General features: G+C 38.7%; 22 protein-coding genes and 4 pseudogenes. 10 read left to right on the top strand and 16 right to left on the bottom strand.

From position 1 onward, the window contains the following. Window positions 1-10: 10 nt before the first annotated feature. From trsD to mobQ, 6 genes are all read right to left on the bottom strand, one after another. Window positions 11-670: a TrsD/TraD family conjugative transfer protein gene (gene trsD / locus IWT5_RS11010; RefSeq protein ID WP_089109994.1), complete on the bottom strand. Its 660-nt coding sequence runs from the start codon at window positions 668-670 to the stop codon at window positions 11-13. Then, on the bottom strand, window positions 639-1,001 hold the full coding sequence (locus tag IWT5_RS11005; protein ID WP_060599176.1) for a hypothetical protein: 363 nt from the start codon (window positions 999-1,001) through the stop codon (window positions 639-641). Before IWT5_RS11005 ends, trsD begins: the two co-directional genes overlap by 32 nt. A 20-nt stretch (window positions 1,002-1,021) precedes the next feature. Then, window positions 1,022-1,357 carry a CagC family type IV secretion system protein gene (locus IWT5_RS11000; protein WP_089109993.1) on the bottom strand — a complete coding sequence of 112 codons (336 nt, stop codon included), beginning with the start codon at window positions 1,355-1,357 and terminating at the stop codon, window positions 1,022-1,024. Between the two features lies 1 nt (window position 1,358). Beyond that, window positions 1,359-1,973 carry a hypothetical protein gene (locus IWT5_RS10995; RefSeq protein ID WP_072540917.1) on the bottom strand — a complete coding sequence of 205 codons (615 nt, stop codon included), beginning with the start codon at window positions 1,971-1,973 and terminating at the stop codon, window positions 1,359-1,361. A gap of 35 nt (window positions 1,974-2,008) precedes the next feature. Continuing rightward, window positions 2,009-2,323: a hypothetical protein gene (locus IWT5_RS10990; protein ID WP_089109992.1), complete on the bottom strand. Its 315-nt coding sequence runs from the start codon at window positions 2,321-2,323 to the stop codon at window positions 2,009-2,011. A gap of 81 nt (window positions 2,324-2,404) precedes the next feature. After that, window positions 2,405-4,465, bottom strand: a complete 2,061-nt coding sequence (gene mobQ / locus IWT5_RS10985; protein ID WP_089109991.1) for a MobQ family relaxase — start codon at window positions 4,463-4,465, stop codon at window positions 2,405-2,407. A 251-nt stretch (window positions 4,466-4,716) separates the two neighbouring features. Here mobQ and IWT5_RS10980 point away from each other — a divergent pair, with 251 nt between their 5' ends. Together IWT5_RS10980 and IWT5_RS10975 are read left to right on the top strand one after the other, a co-directional pair. Next, entirely contained in the window at window positions 4,717-4,944 is a 228-nt protein-coding gene (locus IWT5_RS10980; protein ID WP_003555660.1) for a hypothetical protein, read from the top strand. Window positions 4,945-4,966: 22 nt separating this feature from the next. Then, window positions 4,967-5,245 carry a hypothetical protein gene (locus IWT5_RS10975; protein ID WP_089109990.1) on the top strand — a complete coding sequence of 93 codons (279 nt, stop codon included), beginning with the start codon at window positions 4,967-4,969 and terminating at the stop codon, window positions 5,243-5,245. Here IWT5_RS10975 and IWT5_RS10970 read toward each other — a convergent pair. From IWT5_RS10970 to IWT5_RS10960, 3 genes and pseudogenes are all read right to left on the bottom strand, one after another. Further along, window positions 5,235-5,741, bottom strand: a pseudogene (locus IWT5_RS10970) (hypothetical protein). The gene IWT5_RS10975 and the pseudogene IWT5_RS10970 overlap by 11 nt on opposite strands. Continuing rightward, the gene (locus IWT5_RS10965) at window positions 5,731-6,012 is read right to left on the bottom strand and encodes a type II toxin-antitoxin system RelB/DinJ family antitoxin (protein ID WP_002819873.1); all 282 of its coding nucleotides are present in this window, start codon (window positions 6,010-6,012) and stop codon (window positions 5,731-5,733) included. Before IWT5_RS10965 ends, IWT5_RS10970 begins: the two are co-directional and overlap by 11 nt. A gap of 250 nt (window positions 6,013-6,262) precedes the next feature. Next, window positions 6,263-6,604: pseudogene (locus tag IWT5_RS10960) on the bottom strand (replication initiator protein A); the annotation flags it as partial. A 1,443-nt stretch (window positions 6,605-8,047) separates the two neighbouring features. Here IWT5_RS10960 and prgP point away from each other — a divergent pair. Together prgP and prgO are read left to right on the top strand one after the other, a co-directional pair. Continuing rightward, window positions 8,048-8,953, top strand: coding sequence for a ParA superfamily DNA segregation protein PrgP (gene prgP / locus IWT5_RS10945; RefSeq protein WP_060416927.1), 906 nt, complete (start codon window positions 8,048-8,050; stop codon window positions 8,951-8,953). Further along, window positions 8,931-9,206: a DNA segregation protein PrgO gene (gene prgO, locus IWT5_RS10940; protein WP_060416928.1), complete on the top strand. Its 276-nt coding sequence runs from the start codon at window positions 8,931-8,933 to the stop codon at window positions 9,204-9,206. The genes prgP and prgO overlap by 23 nt, the downstream gene beginning before the upstream one ends. 161 nt (window positions 9,207-9,367) lie before the next feature. On the opposite strand, the gene IWT5_RS10935 is transcribed toward prgO, so the two are convergent. Continuing rightward, window positions 9,368-9,559, bottom strand: coding sequence for a hypothetical protein (locus IWT5_RS10935; RefSeq protein WP_087717425.1), 192 nt, complete (start codon window positions 9,557-9,559; stop codon window positions 9,368-9,370). Window positions 9,560-9,602: 43 nt separating this feature from the next. Beyond that, window positions 9,603-10,979, bottom strand: coding sequence for an FAD-dependent oxidoreductase (locus IWT5_RS10930; RefSeq protein WP_089109987.1), 1,377 nt, complete (start codon window positions 10,977-10,979; stop codon window positions 9,603-9,605). 216 nt (window positions 10,980-11,195) lie between these two features. Here IWT5_RS10930 and IWT5_RS10920 point away from each other — a divergent pair. The 4 genes and pseudogenes from IWT5_RS10920 to IWT5_RS10910 form a co-directional block, all read left to right on the top strand. After that, a pseudogene (locus tag IWT5_RS10920) lies at window positions 11,196-11,813 on the top strand (IS30 family transposase); the annotation flags it as partial. Between the two features lie 232 nt (window positions 11,814-12,045). Further along, the gene (locus IWT5_RS10915) at window positions 12,046-12,264 is read left to right on the top strand and encodes a DUF2188 domain-containing protein (RefSeq protein WP_010579558.1); all 219 of its coding nucleotides are present in this window, start codon (window positions 12,046-12,048) and stop codon (window positions 12,262-12,264) included. After that, window positions 12,264-12,440: a hypothetical protein gene (locus IWT5_RS12230; RefSeq protein WP_154590010.1), complete on the top strand. Its 177-nt coding sequence runs from the start codon at window positions 12,264-12,266 to the stop codon at window positions 12,438-12,440. Before IWT5_RS10915 ends, IWT5_RS12230 begins: the two co-directional genes overlap by 1 nt. A 341-nt stretch (window positions 12,441-12,781) precedes the next feature. Beyond that, a complete protein-coding gene (locus IWT5_RS10910; RefSeq protein WP_089109986.1) occupies window positions 12,782-13,957 on the top strand; it encodes an IS256-like element IS1310 family transposase in 1,176 nt (391 codons plus the stop codon). 59 nt (window positions 13,958-14,016) lie between these two features. Here the strand turns inward: IWT5_RS10910 and IWT5_RS10905 are convergent. The 3 genes and pseudogenes from IWT5_RS10905 to IWT5_RS10890 all read right to left on the bottom strand — a co-directional run. Beyond that, a pseudogene (locus IWT5_RS10905) lies at window positions 14,017-14,250 on the bottom strand (helix-turn-helix domain-containing protein); the annotation flags it as partial. A gap of 268 nt (window positions 14,251-14,518) precedes the next feature. Then, window positions 14,519-15,601: a DUF3324 domain-containing protein gene (locus IWT5_RS10895; protein ID WP_089109985.1), complete on the bottom strand. Its 1,083-nt coding sequence runs from the start codon at window positions 15,599-15,601 to the stop codon at window positions 14,519-14,521. After that, on the bottom strand, window positions 15,573-16,151 hold the full coding sequence (locus IWT5_RS10890) for a hypothetical protein (protein WP_089109984.1): 579 nt from the start codon (window positions 16,149-16,151) through the stop codon (window positions 15,573-15,575). Before IWT5_RS10890 ends, IWT5_RS10895 begins: the two co-directional genes overlap by 29 nt. Window positions 16,152-16,418: 267 nt before the next feature. On the opposite strand from IWT5_RS10890, the gene IWT5_RS10885 reads away from it, so the two are divergent. Beyond that, complete coding sequence (locus IWT5_RS10885; RefSeq protein WP_014216312.1) at window positions 16,419-17,036, top strand: recombinase family protein; 618 nt, start codon at window positions 16,419-16,421, stop codon at window positions 17,034-17,036. Window positions 17,037-17,640: 604 nt separating this feature from the next. On the opposite strand, the gene IWT5_RS12430 is transcribed toward IWT5_RS10885, so the two are convergent. After that, window positions 17,641-17,892, bottom strand: coding sequence for a transposase (locus tag IWT5_RS12430; protein WP_089109983.1), 252 nt, complete (start codon window positions 17,890-17,892; stop codon window positions 17,641-17,643). A gap of 55 nt (window positions 17,893-17,947) precedes the next feature. Between IWT5_RS12430 and IWT5_RS10875 the strand changes: the two genes are divergently transcribed. Then, the gene (locus IWT5_RS10875) at window positions 17,948-18,274 is read left to right on the top strand and encodes a hypothetical protein (protein ID WP_225360278.1); all 327 of its coding nucleotides are present in this window, start codon (window positions 17,948-17,950) and stop codon (window positions 18,272-18,274) included. 439 nt (window positions 18,275-18,713) lie between these two features. Here the strand turns inward: IWT5_RS10875 and IWT5_RS12485 are convergent. Continuing rightward, a partial coding sequence (locus IWT5_RS12485; RefSeq protein ID WP_369688580.1) for a putative immunity/bacteriocin fusion bifunctional protein occupies window positions 18,714-18,890 on the bottom strand: 177 nt, incomplete at its 5' end.

Below are 18,890 nucleotides of genomic sequence, written 5' to 3'. Positions count from 1 at the left end.
TTTCTCCCTCCTATCCATTGAAATTAATCAGGTTCTTTAAAATTTCTTGGACTTCTTGACTAGTCAGCACTTTGGCCGTCACATCAAAGTCCGTTAACGCATTTTCAATATCTCGTTTAACCTGTTCGATCTTTTCGTCTAAATGAGTGACGGCTAAGTTTAAGCTTTTAACGCTTTTGTCCTTAATCGGCACCTTAACGATTAGCAGATGTTGCTTCGTCGTCATGTTTTTGGATTCCTGGACTTTAGTAAAGTGGTCCAAATAACTGGCGATTAATTGAATTTTGAACTGTTGCTCGGGGTGATCTTTTTGTAGTGCGAGATACCGCCGTTTGAGACCATTGAGATAAGCCGTCATATTGACGGGAATCGTTGGCTCTAAGAACTGCAACGTGTCATCAACGCCTTCACCCAACGTACTCATCAGAAACGCGCCATAGTCCTCAAAGACGTCCTGTTGTTCGGTTTCATTAAGTAGATCAAGGTTGATCCCACTAACTCCCAAAATGCCAACGAGATTACCCGTTTTGGTAACTTCGTAATTACCATACATACCCACCACCAAGCTCATGTTATCAATGGTCTCTTTGCCACCATTGATTTTAGGCGGTTGGTAATCCCAATCGAGTTTCGCTGATTTATTGGCGGTTTTGCTCTTCTTCAAACGCATTTAGTTCACCTCGCTTCTTCGGTTTTAAATAAAACAGTTTTTGGCTATTGGCATAGCGGCGTTTCAACTTAAAGTTATCCCGCACTTTAATATTCTTCCGCGCCGCAACTGGCCTAATTGTTAAAATAGCCATGACAATCGTCATGGCTAAGACAACAATCACTATTTTTATCAGGACTAAAATCAGACCATAGGGTGGGATCGCAATAAAGATCAATCCCACTAGTCCTGCCAGTCCCGCTACGCCAAAATCCTTTAAGGTGTAGTCTTTCCAAATGCCGTAGTCTTTATCAACGTTTTCTGGGAAGATGAACTCTTTACCTTTCTTCATTTGGCAGGCCCCTTTTTAAATTAAGTGAATAGACTGTAAACCCAAGGTAATAGCCAGATAATTGCTGCCGCTAAGGCCACTAAACCAGCCACCCGACCAACCGCGTGATAAACCTCTGATTTCTCTCGCGGATCATCTGCGTCAGGCATTCTTTTGATAATAATAAATAGCGCCACACAAATCCCAACTAACACGACCAACCCGGTTAAAATACCTTGAATCGTCTTCCCAGCGCTGGTTAGCTTACTTTTAACTTCGCCACCGTCTGCGGCAAAGACAACCTGGGCGTTCATCAAGCCCAAGTAAATTGCGGTGGCACTACTGACTGTTAGCGCTTTCATTCTGTTGAATTTCATGTTATTCCTCCTTTCCATCGTCTTCTTGTGACCGTAACTGAACTGACTCTGCTTGCGTTTGCTCGGGTTCACGCTTGTAGAACTTATCCAATTGTTCCTCGGCAATTTGCTGGCTTGGTAATGGATCGGTTGCTAAGTTAACCCGCCCATTTTGGCTGGTAGCTAAGTAATATTCTTTTTCCGATTGGCCTAACTCTTGGGTTTCTAAGATGTGCAAGTTATGTTCGTATCGACCTAAAGCGTTATCGACTTCTAACCCATAGAAACCCAAAAAGCCTTCTAAAAAGCTTTCTCCAAAAAAAGCCATTTCATTTTTGATCTGCTTATATTGATGAGTGGGCTTTTCGCTCACCAGTTGCTCGACTTTTTTAGCATTGTGGCTATCTTGATGACGATTAAACCAACCGCTAAGTTTTATTGGCTCAATTTTAAATTGTCGTTTAACTGTCTTTTTAATCATGGCTTGCCGAGCTTCATCAATTGGTCGTCCATCACTTGCCAACCGCGCTTGCAATTGCTTCTGATCCGCTAATTCTTGGTCATCATCAACCACAATGGCTTTTTGATCATCATGAACTAACTTACCTTTAATGCCTTGCCAGCTTTCAACTTTCATTGCCTCACCTCCTTTATTGCATAATCAGGTCAAAGTCATAAAGGTGCTAGACTACCCCTAACCCGCCCTGTAAAATGGATTATTAGGAGGGTGACACCTAGAATTGCGACTTCTAGGTGCTGATCCCCGTTAGCACTGCTATTGCTGACGAGGACGCCCTCTTTTTTTATATGCTTCTTAATCCATACTATGCCTTCATCAGATATTAACTTGGTTTTCCCAGAACCAAGCATTAATTCTTCCGGAAATTCTTCTTTATGTCTGCCCAGCCAAGCACTAACATAATTGCGTCCATGTCCTAGTTCACGACTTGCTTGTGCTAAACTGTGCCATTTTTGTTTGTTTGTCACATGCGGATTCTCCTTTCTTTAATTTAGCCTTAGTTTAACACTTAAATGGGTGCATTGATACTATTTTATTTTACATTTTGATTACAAGTGCATTCCGCCATCTTCATGCCGGTTTCTCGTTTGATGTTGCCGCTGTTTCTTGGTCATTTCCCACTCGGTCTCTTTTAGCCCTCTCAACTGTTGTTTTCTTAGATAATCTGAGTTTTTGGCATATAAGATGGTTATTAAAGTTTCATCCAAAATGTTAGTTAGGTAATTTTTAGGGCTGGTCTGGTGGTAATTAATGGCTTGATAGTGTTTAACTTGCTCTTGCTTATATTGGTCAAACAGAGTTGCTTGCTGTTTCAAGCGGGTTTGCACGGCTTCAATTTGTTTGTGATTCAACTTAGGATCTTGCTCACATTCACCAAGAAATAGTTGGCGGGTACCATCGTGTTTTAAGACCCGTTGTAAGCGATGATCTTTGATGTCCTGCAATTCGATTTTACCTAATAAGTAATTTAACCCCGCCTGATGTTGCTGATTAGTAAAGACCACAGGTGGTTGGTGTTGTAATTGTCTAAGGTCATCTACACTCAATGGCTTTAATTCTGGATCATAATAAACCACGGCTGTATAGATTTGTTCCTTGTCAATCGTATCTAACTTATCTAAGTCACTGTCAGGAAAAGCCGTCATTAAAATACTGTTGTATTGGGTTTGAACCACATCTTTAACTTCCCTAATGACCCGTAAATCTTTAATCGCTTTAGAAATGAATTCAAGCTCATTAGGTTGATAATCGGCTAGCATGCCCCGATCAGTATGCTTCAAATCGTCCAATTGGTGTCCATGTTTGGCTAGTACCGCGGTTAATTGCTTCTCAATTGTCTGGGCTTGCTGATTGACTAGCTGCCAGCTCGTATATGGACGTTTGGTAAACGTTAATAATTGCTGGGTCAGTAAGTCGTTTCGAATATCCGCTAACCGTTCAGTCAATTCACTATCTTTAAAAATGGTTTGTTCGCTATTGGTTTCTTTGATTAATTCACGCCTTTGTGCCAGTGTGGTCTGCTCAAAATCAACTGTTGGATAGAGTTTTTTAGTTGCTCGATCAACCACTTTATTTAGCAATTGGTTAGCTTGTGCTAACGACATGCTCTGCTGATCAATCGTGAGTAATTTTTGAGCCACATCTTCGCCAATCACGTGTTTAATTAAGAGGCTATTTTTCCAATTGAATAGCATACGTTCTTTATCATCTAGGTGTTCCAAGTCCACATAGGTTTTCAGTTGCTGACTTAGATCACGAATTGTGTGTTTTTCGGAGAAAGAAAGCTCACCGGTCAAGGCGTCAAAATGTTCATGATTTCTAATCTTTTGATCAAGATTATGATACTTTGCTTGCGCCTTTCTTTGCTCTTCAACTTGCTGGTTAAATGCTTTTCGCTCGTGTCGTTTGCTATTGATTCCTTCGTGCTGGGTTGGTGTATCATCTATTCCCTGCTCAATAAATGATTTTTCACTGATCCGATCCGGAATATTTTTTTGCTCTAAAACTTGATTAACACTAGCCGCCCAATTGTGCCGCCATTCAGTTATTTTTTCTTTTTTATCCCAATCAACTAGCCAAATTTTCCTTTGTTTTGGAAACCCACTTTTGGTTAAAAGTTGTTTGCCATTTGCATCTTTAATGTACTTCGTTTTTGCTTTAAGTCCCCAAGAACCATCTGGGTTAAAGGGACGGTTCGTTAACATGACATGGGCGTGCGGATTATCTGGGTGATCGCGGTGAATTGCGACATCAGCCACCATACCTTGATCAACAAAGTTTTCTTGCACGTATTTAGTCAATAATGCTTTCTGTTCATCTTCGCTTAGTTCAACCGGTAAGGCGACGTTAAACTCTTTAGCGTAGCGTGAGTTTGATTTTCGATCTTTCTTTTCAACCCCGTTCCATAATTTCTGCCTGTCATTTGCCCATTTTGGCGCATTTTTTGGGATTAAGATAAAGCTTTCTGGTATAACTGAACGGGCATAAAAATAGCTTCGTCCTTCTTTATCATCAAATAGTTTTTCACCACTTCGATAGGCGGAACTGGCAATTGCGCTCCGGCCTTTACCAGCACTAATATTACTAAAACTCATATGAAAAATTGCCATGTCGATCACCATCTTTCTTTGGGTTTTGGGGTTTGATTTTGTTGTCGCCAACGGCGACTTCTAATACAGGTTTTAATGGGTTATCACAACATAGAATTAATTCTATGTGTAAGTGCGCATTGGCCTCGTTTCACTCGGTCTTCTGATTCTCTTAACTTTAACTTAGTGTATGCCTTCCGCTTCGCTATTTCAAATTTTATACTTTGACTTAACGTTTCTTATATGATATAGTCTCGGTGATTATTTCTAATATGATTGGAGGGATCGTTATGTCTCAAAGTAACTTAGAAAAACAAGAAGCTAAATTAAAAGCCCTTAATCAAAAAATTAAGGACGAAAAAAATAAGATTGAACAACGGCTAGGTAAACAAATCATCAGTCAAGCCAATTTAGATTATGCTAATTTGTCTAACGATCAGATTAAGCTTTTAGCCAAGCAATTTTCTGAATTTTTAAAGGTAAAGTCCGTAGATCATTAGCCATACGAGATGGGGAAATTCCATGTCTAATCAATATGAAAAACTAGTCGCGCAGCAAGCGCGTTTAAAACAAAAAATTGATCGGGAAGATTTTAAATTACGCCAATCTAAATACTATGAAAATCGGCAAGCCCGCAAAGCCCGTTCTCGCCGATTAATTCAAAAAGGGGCTTTATTAGAAAAGTACTTTCAAGCTAATAACCTCTCGGTCGAACAAACCGAAGAACTTTTAAAAACATTTGCTGACTATGTTAACGCCCATAAACCGGATAAATTAAAAAACGATCAACCTAATAACTAGGCCGATCGTTTTTATTTTCAGGATTGTTTTTTGGCTTAATTTCTGGATTGTGTTTAGCAAAGTCTTTTAACTGTTTTTAAATTCTTTGTGTAAGCTCTGCTTTACTTTCTTTGTTCTTCCTTTTACTTGATCGCTGTTGAATTATCTTTTGACCCTTACCTCTTCTTTTTGATTTTAGGTCAAGCGTAAAATCTGAAATTTTATTTTGATCTAGCTTACTTAAATGACCGATTTCTTTAAAGTTTAAACCGGCTTTGGGAAAGCGATAAATATTACCAAGATCGACCCAGGAAGGTTTCTTCAACCCAGCGGATTGCCAATCTTGAATCGGATAATATTGTTGCTTGATATAAGCCGACTTCTTTTCATACTGACTAGTAATTTTAAAAGCCTCGACCGTCTGTTCTAATACCCGACGAATTAAAACTGGCCGAGACTTGCCACCGTTAGTTTCTACAAAACTAACGTATAGGCTGACTAAGTCATTAGTCCTCATCTGGATCGTTAAGCCAATCAGCGACCTCTTTAGCGTCTTTGAACTCGGTGACTGGTGTCCCTTCGGTCGCCTTTAAAAAGCGTAAATTAGCTCTTTCTTCTTCGCTTAAAGACGCATTAAAAGGTAAAGCACCATTAGCAACAATCCGCTTGTAAAACATGTTAATGGCCGTGGTTGGATTTAAGCCCAATTCGCTTAAAACTGCTTCGGTATCATCGGCCAAATCTTTATCAATCTTGACTTGGACCCGTTTCTTTTCCTTAACTGCCATGATTGTCTCATCTCCTGTCTTTTGCTACTACCATTATACTACCTTTTGAGTACCTTATCAATAGATAAAGCCCTGGCCTCAAATCACTTGAGCTTGGCGTTGATCTAAAGGCTGAATTTTTGAGCTGGGTAGCTCTGGCACTCATTTAAAAGCCCCTATTCTTCTGTTTAAGCCATTTAAATCTAGCTTAAGCATAAAGATGTTAGTAAGTCTTAAAACCGCTTATAAAGGATTTTGCAGCCTTTTAGGACTAGTAGTACAACCCACTGTTATCGTTGTCGGCCGACTTTTCTTCTTCGGGGTGTTTGGCCGCATATTCTCTAGCCGCTTGTTTATTCCACCAAACACCAAATAGGTTTTGCATGGTGCCGTACAGGTAATTTTCCACGTTCTTGATGTGCTTCTCATTACTTCTTAGGACGTTAAAGTAGCGTCTCAAGGCTTTAGTCATTAGCGGTTTAAGTTCTTCATCATCAAGTGGGATTATGACGCCAATATCTTTGTGATCTTTCTCAACTCGGTACTTAGCATTTAAGATAATGCCAATGAAGCGCCGCATTTGTTGCGGGGTACGGCACCAAAAACTAAGCAGTCATGTTACAGCACCCAAGTAAAAGCTACGAAGATAAAAAACATTCATCCTCAAAATATGTAACCTAGAAAAAAGGCCTCCAGTGTTAAACCGGGAGCCTTTTTTAGTATACCAATTTCTACTTCACATAAGGCGGCTTATCCCAAGTAACCCCCAGCTATCCCGATACTTCCACATTCCGTTATTTTCCGTTTGTGAAACCACCTTAAAAAGAAGTGGTCTAGGTCTTAGATTGGCTTTAATTGGGGAAACTGTCTTTGTGAAATTCACTTAGTTTTTTCCTAGACCATTCCATCAAATCGAATAGTCTCATTCTTTGTATTAACTAGAAACTGACCCACATTTCCTTGGTACTTCACCAATACTCTGAATGAATACTTGTAATTTACACGGGTATATCGAATACCTACAATCTTTCCTTCATACCCTTGGCTATGCAAGACTCTCTTTACTTGATTCCTTTGCCGACTCGTAATCCTGACTGAACTTCGGTAGATTATTCTCTTATTAAGTTCATCAGGATTCAAGGGAACAATGTAATCCTTACATTTCAACAATTCCACCAACTTTCTTTGGAATTTGTCTTGACGGGTTACGGTTTTCCATTCAGTTTAGAGGGAGTGACGTTTTGAGCGCAGAATTGTTCCCTGGAAACAGCTATTTGAAATAACTGAACCAGAGTACAATTCTGCTAACTAAAAGTTTCCCCTTAGTTCGTCGGTCGTTAACGCCCGTCGCTTGTCTGTACAATTGCGGTATTGCTACCACCACTCATTATAAACCTACGTTTTCGGTTTAGCCTACTAAAAAACGCCCTAGTAGGCGTTGATGATACGTATTTATTTTTGTTCGATCACCAACTAATCAATGGCACCAAGCCGAAGCTTCATTTTACCACCCGCGCCGTTAATGGTCGCGCTCACCATTCACCACCCAGCCGTACAGATGACCTTGTTGTGGTATAGCCAGACTTATTGAAGTCGCACTGGCAAACGTGTCCCCTTGGATTTAGACCCCAGCTTGTCCCCTAGGGCTTTAAAAATCGCACCGGCCATGTTATAATAGTCGTTAAACAATATGACTTTTATGTGTGGCGCTCACCAATTCCAGTTGGTGGGTGTTTTTTTATGTTCTGTTTTAATTGCACAACTAATAATAGACGCTTTTATGCCAATTGTAAAGGCAAATCGTAAAAGTCTCCTTTTTCAAAATGTTTAAAAGGAGACTAGTACACTAGGATAAAAGGAGACAAGGAGACTAGTGTACTAGTGCCCCTTTTATACAAAAACAGGTCTATATTTAACAGCTTTATGCTTTTATCTCCTAATCTCTTAGTGTATAAGGAGACAAGGGGATTAGTACACTAGTACACTAGTCTCCTTAATTTGTTTTATTTAATGTAAAAGTGTACTATTGCATTAAATACATAAGTGAGGTGTCCAAATGGGATATGTTATTGTAAACGCTCAGCAAAAGGGCGGCGTTGGAAAAACAACCGATACTGTCATGGAAGCTGTTGTTGCCTCTTCATTTTACAACAAAAAAGTTTTAGTTATAGATACCGATTTGCAGGGAAATGCAACACAGTTCTTAGCTAAAACATTTCAAGTTTTGACATTTAATCAATCATTCATGAGCTGTATAGAAGATGGTTCCTTAGAAAAAGGGATTGTTTCTCTTTCTGATAACTTGGATTTAATTGGCTCCGATTACGACACAAGAAAATTTGGAGATTTCCTTGATAATAAATTTTCCAGTATAAGTGATCGAACTTTTTATCTTAGCAAGCTAGTAAACAAAATAAAAGATAGATATGACTACATATTTATCGACGTTCCTCCTTCGACAGATATTAAAGTTGACAACGCCATGGTATGTGCTGATTACATTATCGTTATTCAGGAAACACAACAATTTGCTTTCGATGGGTCTAAACGTCTTGTCTTAACATATCTTCAAACATTAGCAGACGATTTTGGGGATAAAGTTCATTTTCAAGTTGCCGGAATACTTCCAGTCTTGCTACAGGCTAAACGTCCGCTTCATCAAAGAATCGTAAAAGAAACAATTGAATATTTTGGAAAAGACAATGTATTCAATAATATTGTAAATAACCATGCGAGATTGGAGTGGTATGCAGCTCAGGGAATTCAGTTTGAAGATTACCATGACAAGCGCGTTTGGGGACTATTTGCTGATATATTCTCTGAACTGGAATTAAGAATCAAGTCCTTTGAAAATACAGGAGATATAGAAAATTTCACTTATGCTCATCAGTTTATAACTGGTAACAAGCTTACAAGCAAAGGAAAGGCGATGACTGTCAGTGGCTTTGATCAAGCGAAATAATAATCAGCAGGTTACCATTCAAAAAAAAGCTAACGTTTCAAGAGATTTAGACGCTTCTAAATATAAGAGCTATCAGCGGAAGACACTGAAGGTTGATCCTCCAGTTTACGAATTAGTAAAAACAATTTCTTACGTAACAGATGTGAAAATGTATGATCTCGTTCGTGAGATGGCAAATATTTATCTAGAGAAAAATGTAGATGTCCGTGACCGTGAAAATATAATTCGAATGATAAACCAAAAAGGAGAATAGGAGATTAGTCTCCTATTCTCTCAGACGACACGTTCACTTTTTAGACGTATACTTGTCCGTTTAAATGAAGCAGAATGTACACAAAAAAGGCCACCCACCTCGTAATGAGATGAGTGGTCATTTGGTTGTGTCAATCTTGAAGGATTAACTTAATCCTAGCACTATTTACTTTTGAGTTCACGTACATCGCCTTCAACATTGTCTAGGCGTTCGTTGATAACCTTATGCTCACTTCTACTAGCAATAAAGTCTTCACGTAGGGTAGTTTGCGAATCAAACAACCGTTCAATTCGCTGGCTGCTATCCTTCATACTTTGGGCAATGTCTTGCAGCCGATCCGTAAAAGGTTTCATGATAGATTGTAAACAGCAAGCTGTAAGTGATCTTTAAAATTTTTTATTTTGTAAACTCAAGTTCACCAAGAGCATGTTGGGCTGCTAAATTCAATAGGCTCCACTGTCGGTCAAAGCCTGGTTGGAAGAAAAAGTCAGCTTCGGCCAAATCTTCCAATTTTAATCCTTGTTGGATGGCTAATGAAATAACATTACCTTGGGCAGTGATATCATAAGTTGACAATACAGCACCACCTAATAGTTGATGCGTGTTTGGATTGTAATCTAGCTCTACGTAGACCTCTGTATTTCCCTTCTCCATAGGAACATAAGCTGGACGCAAAGTGTCTTTGTAAAAGGATGTGTGAATTTCAATATCGGCCTTTTGGGCTGTGGTCATATTCAGACCTGATGTGGCAAAGTGATAGTCGAAAACACTTAATGCTGATGAGCCAACTACTCCTGAAAATGGTATAGATGGTGTGTTCTCAAAGATGTGTTCCGCTACATAACGGGCTTCGCGCCGGGCAACCGTGGCTAAAGCTATCGGCATGTCCTTCTGGGCAGGAATTGAATAGGCCAATACCGCATCACCTATGGCGTAGACATCAGGCAGATTAGTTCTCAAATATTTGTCAGTTTTAATCCACCCGCGCTTATCTAGTTCAACCGTTCCCCTTAACCAATCAGTATTAGGCTTTACTCCAGCAGCTTGAATTATCAAGTCACTCGGATATTCTGCATCGCTTGTCTTAACAGCAGAAACTGCTTCAAGACCTTCATAGCTTTCGATCTTAGCACCAGTGACAACTTGAACTCCCTTGTTGGTCAATTCTTTTGATAAGATATCTGTTAATTCAGTATCTAGATAGTTACCCAAAGGCCGATTAATCATATCGATTAATGTAACATTTTTGCCAGCTTTGATGCTGGCCTCGGCAGCTTCAATCCCAATGTAACCCGCGCCAATAACAGTAATATTTTTGACATTTGGGTCAGATAATTTTGCTTTGATCTTCTCTGCCCAATCCTTGCCGCGCATTGAATAAACGTTTTTTAGTTCATGACCAGGAACTGGTAAATTGTTTGGAGTGACGCCTGAGCTTAAAATTAATTTATCATAGTCATAGCTCTGTATTTTACCGGATTTTAAGTCTTTTACGATAACTTGCTTATTCTCTGGATTTATTTTTGTCACTTCATGATTGGCGTATACTTCTGTCCCAAGTTTTTCGAGATCTGCAGGTTTAAAATTACGGACATCATTAACATTCGTTACGCTGTTTTCTAAATATAGTTCCATACCACAGGACATGAAAGAAATAAAATCTCCTGCTTCGAATAGTTTAATATCTAGGTCTGAGTATTTGTGAGTAAGTTCCAGAACTGACTGATGGCCGCCGTGCGATGCACCAACAACAATAACTTTTGTCTTCGACATAAAAAATATAGCCTCCTAATAGATTGGTGAAAAACAATGAGGTGAGTCTACTTACAAAAATGATCCAATTACAGTTTAGAATCATTCTAAAACAAAGTCAATGGATTTTAATTAAAAGGTAGATTGTAAAATTAATCCGAACGCTGTTCGGACAAAAAAGATCAGCTTCCTTTAAAATGGTGTTTACCACAAACCCATCTTTTAGGAGCTGATCTTTTGTCTAGTATAACCTATTCCGAACGAATTAAAATCGAAACCTTTTGTGAACTAGGGCTGTCCAATATCCAAATGGGCGTTCGGCTGAACCGATCACCGTCAACAATTTCTTATGAATTATCTCGATGTCAACCTTATCAGGCTGAATTAGCACAAACAGATGCCGAATACAAGCGATCACGATGTGGTCGGAAAACTAAGCTGAGCGATGAGTTAAAGCAAAAAATTCTCAACCATTTACGTCTAAGCTGGTCACCAGGAATGATTGCTCACGAATTTAAACTAGCGACTAAATCTATTTATAATTGGCTAAATCAGGGGAGAATTGGTTTCTCCTTGAATGATCTACCTGAACATGGCGTACGCCAACGATCCAAATATGATCAATCTTTGGGGCGATCAATTGAACAGCGTCCCATGCTGATTAATCAACGTAATCGCATCGGCGATTTTGAACTAAATACAGTCGTTGGTCCTCGTGGGCATAGTAAGGCAGTTTTATTAACTTTAATCGATCGCAAATCACGGTTCCTTTGGGCATACCGGTTAAAAGATCGGACGACAGCGACTGTTAATGAAGCACTAACTAAGTTCCTAACCACTTTTAATGAGAGCGTAAAATATCATCATAATTCAATGTCTAGTTCGAAATTTATAATTAGAAACCTTTTTGGGGCAAATTACATGGATACTATTTCTTAGTTAAAATATGAGTCTAGTGACTATCGGTTGAAACTAAAGCAACTTTTTTGACAACGCTTACCAACATGCTGTAATCTTATTTAATATATAACAAATAATCTATATACTCTTTTCCATATCTAAAATCATATGAATGGAGGTTATTGAAATGCCTTGGAATGAACAAAATTACCCACCATCAATGAAAAATTTGAAAAAAGTGGTTCGAAAAAAAGCTATTGAGATCGCAAATGCGCTTAAAGAAAAAAATTATGACGATAAGCGGGCCATTTCAATTGCTACGGAACAAGCGGAAAAATGGTATCAACATCGCTCTGATTTAAAAGACGACACTCCATTCAAGAAGAATTTAAGGAGGCATAGCTAATGATATCACTTTTGGAAAAACACCCAAACAAAATTACTCCTCATATACCAATAGAAAAGCCTAAAAAGCAATTACCACAAAGATTTCCAGTAAAGACTCCACCTGAAACTCCCCAAATAAATCCAGAAAAAATATACCCTGAAAAACAACCTGAAGAGCCGGTTAGGCGTGATTAATAAGCCGTTTATGTTAGATTACAAATTCCAATTTGAAGGGGGCCACATAAATCAGAGTGCATTCCTATGAGGCATACTAAATACAATATTGGAGACTACGTTTTAAATTGCAAATAATTCGGATTAAATTTGTAATCTACCTTAATCTATTTCGTTTAGTATCCTTTACTATATATAATAAGGAGGTCTCTAATGCTAGTTTTTCTGTCAACATCATTCATATCGAGAGCGTAAAATATCTTGTGTAAACGCATAAAAGATTTCTAAATTGTATAGAAATAGGGAATGCCTTCCCTTATGATATTTAGTAACCACAGAAAACATCACAGGAGGCATTCCCCATGAATGAACTTACCACAGAAATTATCGCTGCACTAGCCCAAAAACAAGATTTGGACGAAGTTTTTCGTCACCACCTTGAAATCGCCATCAACCAGCTGCTTCAAACTGAATTGGCAGAGTTTTTGGGTTACGAACGCTACTCATACGCTGGGATTAACACTGGTAATAACCGCAACGGCAGTTATGAGCGCTCGTTTAATACGAAGTACGGCCAACTTAACTTAACCATTCCTCGAGATCGCAATGGCCGGTTTGAAAATCATACCTTGCCAGCCTACGGTCGGCACAGTGATAATTTAGAAACAACGGTTATTCAGTTGTATACCAAGGGAATTACCACTGCTGAAATTGCCGAACTCATTGAGAAAATGTACGGTGCTCACTACTCCAAAGCCACGGTTTCCAACATGACTAAAGCCGTCAATGAACAGGTTCAAGCTTTCCAGCAACGTCGACTGGCTTCACAATATGCGGCTATCTTCTTAGATGCCACTTACTTGCCGTTAAAGCGGGATACCGTTCAAAAAGAAGCGGTTCATATTGCGATTGGCATTCGTCCAGATGGTACGAAAGAAGTGCTGAACTACCAAGTGGCGCCGACGGAATCAACTGGGATCTGGACTGAATTACTGGGAACCCTGATTAAGCAAGGGGTCAAAGATGTGCTGTTGTTTGTGGCCGATAGGTTAGTTGGTTTGGATGAAGGCTTAAATCGGCATTTTCCCAAAGCTAAACGACAACGTTGCCTGGTTCATGTTGGGCGTAATTTGATAAACAAAGTTCGGGTGAAAGACCGTAAGGCCGTGATCAATGACTTTAAACAAGTTCATTGGGCTGCCAATCGTGAAGCAGCCGAACTGAAACTGAATGAGTTCGCCAACAACTGGCATCGTACCTATCCCAAGTTAATCAAAGATCTGCTTAAAATGCCGAATCTGCTCACTTTCATGGACTTTCCACCAGCCATTCGGCAATCACTCTACTCCACTAACTTGATTGAGAACTTTAACAAGCATCTCAAGCGCACCACCCACCGCAAAGAACAATTTCCAACGGAAGATTCACTGGATCGATTCCTGGTTTCTCAGTTTAATGCTTATAACGAGAAGTCTCTGAAGCGGATCCACCGAGGCTTTAAAGGACTCCAGGACACCTTGGAAGCATCATTTATTTGAGTTAGATACATATTATATGTACGAAGGCATTTCATTTACACAAGATTCTTGACGCTACCGTTTAGAATGGTTTGCTTTAATTTGGCATTCAGTTTAGTTTTTCGGCCACAATGCGCCCGTTTATATTCAGCGTTGGCCTGTGCTAATTCAGCTTGATAAGGTTGACAACGAGATAATTCATAAGAAATCGTAGACGGCGATCGTTTTAACCGCTCAGCCATTTGGATATTGGTCAGTCCTAGCTCACAAAAGGTTTCAATTTTAATTCGTTCAGAATAGGTTATACTAGACAAAAGATCAGCTCCTAAAAAATGGGTTTGTGGTAAACACCATTTTAAAGGAAGCTGATCTTTTTTGTCCGAACAGTGTTCGGATTAATTTTACAATCTACCATATAGGTTGATGATGTTTTGTTTGAATTCTTTGTCGTAACGAGTTGGCATGTAAAAATTCTTTCCTTTTGAGAGACGATTTATTCATTATACGCTCTATTAAAAGTTGTCTCAGGAATCAGCTTACATCCAATTTTGGTAAAATCATTTCCGCAAACACCCTAACGATTTATCCTCCCCTACTAGGGTTTCTTTTACCCAAGTAATAAGCACCGATTACAAGTAGGATGACAACTATTACTCCTGCTATAATTAGCACCCACCAAGAGTTACTATTTTTATGATGACTATGGGTATTTGTAGCGTTGGCAACTTGCCTACTAACACTAAATACTTTGCTAAATTTCCAATGGCGCTTTCCAGAGTGCATAGACATTTGCAAAATGTAATTTCCATACTTAAGATTTTTATTTAATAGTATATGATAATTAAATTGGCTAAGCGGAGCCATTGACATGTTGCTTTGATTGGATGTAAGAACTACATTCTTACTTTTTAGATTAATGATTTGGGTATGTACTGATAATTGGCCAAATACTGTTGGAGTAACATTTGCTATTTTAGCCAATACAAGCGCATTACCATTGATAACACTAGAGCTAATTTTTTTTAAAACCAATTTTGTATGAATAATTTTATTGCTTTCATTTAAGACAATAGGGATAGCATATGCAATTTCATTCTTGTATCCCATAACGGCCCTTTTTTTAGATGTTTTGGTAGTAGTATTATTATTTAAAATCTGCTTAACATAAAATCCACCAACAATAACACCCTTAAACTTCTGATTAGGTATTTTGATTGTATAGCTTTTTTCGATTGTACTATTAGCAGGTAACGTAACCGTTCCAAGACCTGTCACTAACTTATTAAACCGAGTATTACTCAAGAACTTAGATTTTACGTTCGTATGGTTATACTGAATATTACCAGTATCACCCGTAAATGCTGTATTACATTCAACATTAACTATTTGTCTAGTACTACTTCTGTTAGTAAACAAAAGCTTTACGTGAAGACGTTGTTTAGGCGATACTGTTTTTTCGATGGAGGAGCTACCGTTTTGCCCTTTCACCTTAACTGAATAACTATAACTAGAGTTAGTTATAGCAAAGGCAACCTTGTTATCAAAAAATAGGAACCCTATCAAAACAATTAATAAGGCCCCTATTCTAACCAGCAACTTATATTTTGAAGTATTTAATATCATTTTAGTCCATTTATTAAGATGCTGCACTTGTGGTACCTGCATTTTCAGTCAACGTCCAAGTAATTGTTCCTGTATAGCTTTGCCCATAAACTTGTTTATCTTGGTTTAAATCAATTGATGTATTTGAAGAGGAAATCGGTGTTGAGGTAGTTCCCTCGTCAGTCCCTGTGGCCACAGTAGTTGCAGTTGTTCCATCTAAGGTAGTGATTGTTTTTCCACCAAGGGTTAGTGAGGCAACAGACAAATCATGAGACTTACTACTACTATCAGTATAAGAAAGTTTGGATGGAGTAGCAGTCAAAGTCCAATGAGTGTCTGTTCCATTGCCTAGATCATCAGTAGTTTTTAACTCATCAGAGGTTGTCGTATTGGCACTCGTTGACGTATTATTAGCGATATCATCTACTGTACTAGAAAAAGCCAAACTAGAAGGCACAGAATCAATCGATAGCGTCCCGTCTTTCACAGCTACACCTGTGCTAGTTTTATCCGTTCCTGTCGTTGTATTACTATCCGCATAAGCTGAAATAGACGACATCCCTAAAAACGTAACCGCAATTAATGCAGAAAGGATTTTTTTGTTGTTTTTCATTTGACTATCTCCTTAATTATAATTAAATCAGTCACTATTCGTTATTCATAATAATACACCTAATGGCAAATTACAAGTTAATCCGGATAAAGTTGTAAATTCAGAGTGTACCCTAAATGGACAATAAACGTTATACTAAGAATATAGGAAAAAACTGAGATTCTATCGGGCACGGTAAGCGATTCTTGAATCTGTTAAAAATGTCTAATTTGAGTGTCTAATCTGTTACCGATAATGTAGGGTCAAATTCCGAGAGGAGAAGTCGTGATGAAAATTGGGTATGCCCGAGTTAGTTCAACTGATCAGAATTTAGCACGTCAAATCAAAGCACTTAAAAAAGCTGAGTGTGAAAAAATATTCGAAGAAAAGCAATCGGGAAAATCAACTGAGAATCGACCAGAATTGCAGGCGGCCATTGCGTATGTTCGACAGGGCGATACGCTGGTCATTGCGTCCTTGGATCGTTTGAGTCGTAACTATGATGATGCCAGTGATATCATCAAGCAGATCAGGGACAAACAAGTTAAGATGGAAGTCTTAGATGCGCCATTTCTTTCTATGCGCACTGGCGATTCAGATATGGATAAATTTATGTTTGACCTGTTAACCGAACTGCTAGCTTATATGGCCCAAACGGAACGGAAGAAAATTCGTGAGCGCCAGCGTCAAGGAATTGAAATCGCCAAAGCTAATGGGAAATATCGAGGGACGCGGCCCGCTTACGCCGCAGACGCACCTAACCCACAAAAACGGTTTATCTACCGCCGTATCGTCGATCAATTAAGAAACAAAGCAACCGGTGCCCCAATTAGCTATCGTGCAATTGCAGCTGAAACCGGTGTATCGGTGCAGACAGTAATTAATATTAAAAATCGGTTGGTATAGCTGTTAAATAAGCGTCATCTGAGCACACGTTCGTTATTTTTAACGGACGATTATTTGAGTGAGGTCTGAGGGATTGTTTGATCTACGTAGGATTTTCATATCACGAGTAGGACTTCAGTTTAGAGATACTAATGCGATTAATATTTAGGTTACTTATTTTGCGTTCAATTAGCCTAAAAAATGAGTTAACGAAGCTTTTCGTTAATAGCTTACGGCTACTAATTTCGTTACTCACATTAATAAATGGCTTATAAGCATACATTATGATGTTTTGCCACTTTCAGCTATAGATTAAAAAAAAGCAGGCCACAATTATTAAGTTGTGTCGCTGCCATTCTCTATTATTCCTGTTACAGGGTCTAATTTGGAAACTCCTAATGAACATCTATAAATCTAGTTACATCACGAAATTAAAAACGGCCACTAGAGTATACCCTAATGGCCTTTTCTAAAAGCTGTTTCAGATCTTTGTCTTCCAGACTTCTTTTTGAGGGCCTGTGGGCTTTATAGCGATAGTAATGCGCTCTTGAAACCCCGATGACTCGCCACATCTTAGTTACCTGGTAATTTTGGCTTTCTTGTTGGATATAATCAAAGATATCGGTTATCTCTGCGCAAGGAAGCCGAGGGCTTTTTTTAGGATTTCGTTCTCCTCAGACAGGGAAGCCAGCCGCTTTTCCATCGCTTTAATTTCGTCTGGCGATTTACCGGATTGAGTTTTGGCTTGGCCCTGGATCCACTTATGAACGGTTGAATAGCCAATGCCATATTCTCTGGCCAGTTGGGCGGCTGATTCGCCTTGTTTATATAGGTTGATGATGTTTTGTTTGAATTCTTTGTCGTAACGAGTTGGCATGTAAAAATTCCTTCCTTTTGAGAGACGATTTATTCATTATACGCTCTCTTAAAAGTTGTCTCAGGAATCAGCTTACATCCAACTTGAAAAGAGTACCTTACAACGGACAATTACCATTATTGTTATGGTGATGGGGATTATCACGCTGCTGGCGACCTTGGGGCTATTAATGTGGGTTATTGTACCGATGGTGCTGCACGGATCCGGCCTTAAGTCGATTTGGGACACTTGGCACCCTGAATTAACGGGTTGGGGCGCCGTTAGATGTATTGGGGCGATACTTACTAGCTTTTTGGTGATTTGTATCGAGCTGTTAGTGATCGGATTGCCAACCGTGATTGCGATTAAAATAATGGAATTTGTTGATAAATCGGATAGATAGGAAAACGCATAGCAAGACATTCAAATATTGGGTATTTTTTCAAAGCACGCAGGTAAACTTTAAAAGTTAACATAGTTCCAATGTAGACTTTTATCTTGCGGACAATGTAAAAGTCTACATTGGAACTTTTTTATAAATCATCTTTAATTTCTTGAAGTGTAGCATTAGAACTTGTAATTTATCTTTAGATAGGTTTTATTTATCAATGAGAATTACCTTTCTTAATTCGATATACAAGGATCCAGAAAGGTAATGCAATTAGAACAGTGCCAATTAACGGAATAAATGAATATAAAACAGCTGCGCATGTATAGTTATTTTGATAAATAACAAAATATAATAGAGCACCTGCAGAAACAATTATTCCCGAAATGGGTAAACTTTTAGTCGTGTAAAAGAGTAAATTTTTCTCATATTTTTTCATAAAAATTGCCTCTTATTAATGATTCATTGCACATGCACCTTCTGATGCAGCGCCACACACGACAGCGCAAGCTAAACCTGCGATGCCATTTACGGCAGCCCAAACTGCACAATAGGAACCACAAGCTAACACACCAGCCATACCGCATGAAAATTCTTTGCCATGAAATTTAAAATGCTTTGTCTTTTTTTT

Source organism: Secundilactobacillus mixtipabuli, from assembly GCF_002217925.1.
In the GTDB taxonomy this organism is placed as follows: Bacteria; Bacillota; Bacilli; order Lactobacillales; family Lactobacillaceae; genus Secundilactobacillus; species Secundilactobacillus mixtipabuli.
Note: the sequence above shows the minus strand (reverse complement) of the source record. Positions and strands in the feature narration are given on the sequence as shown.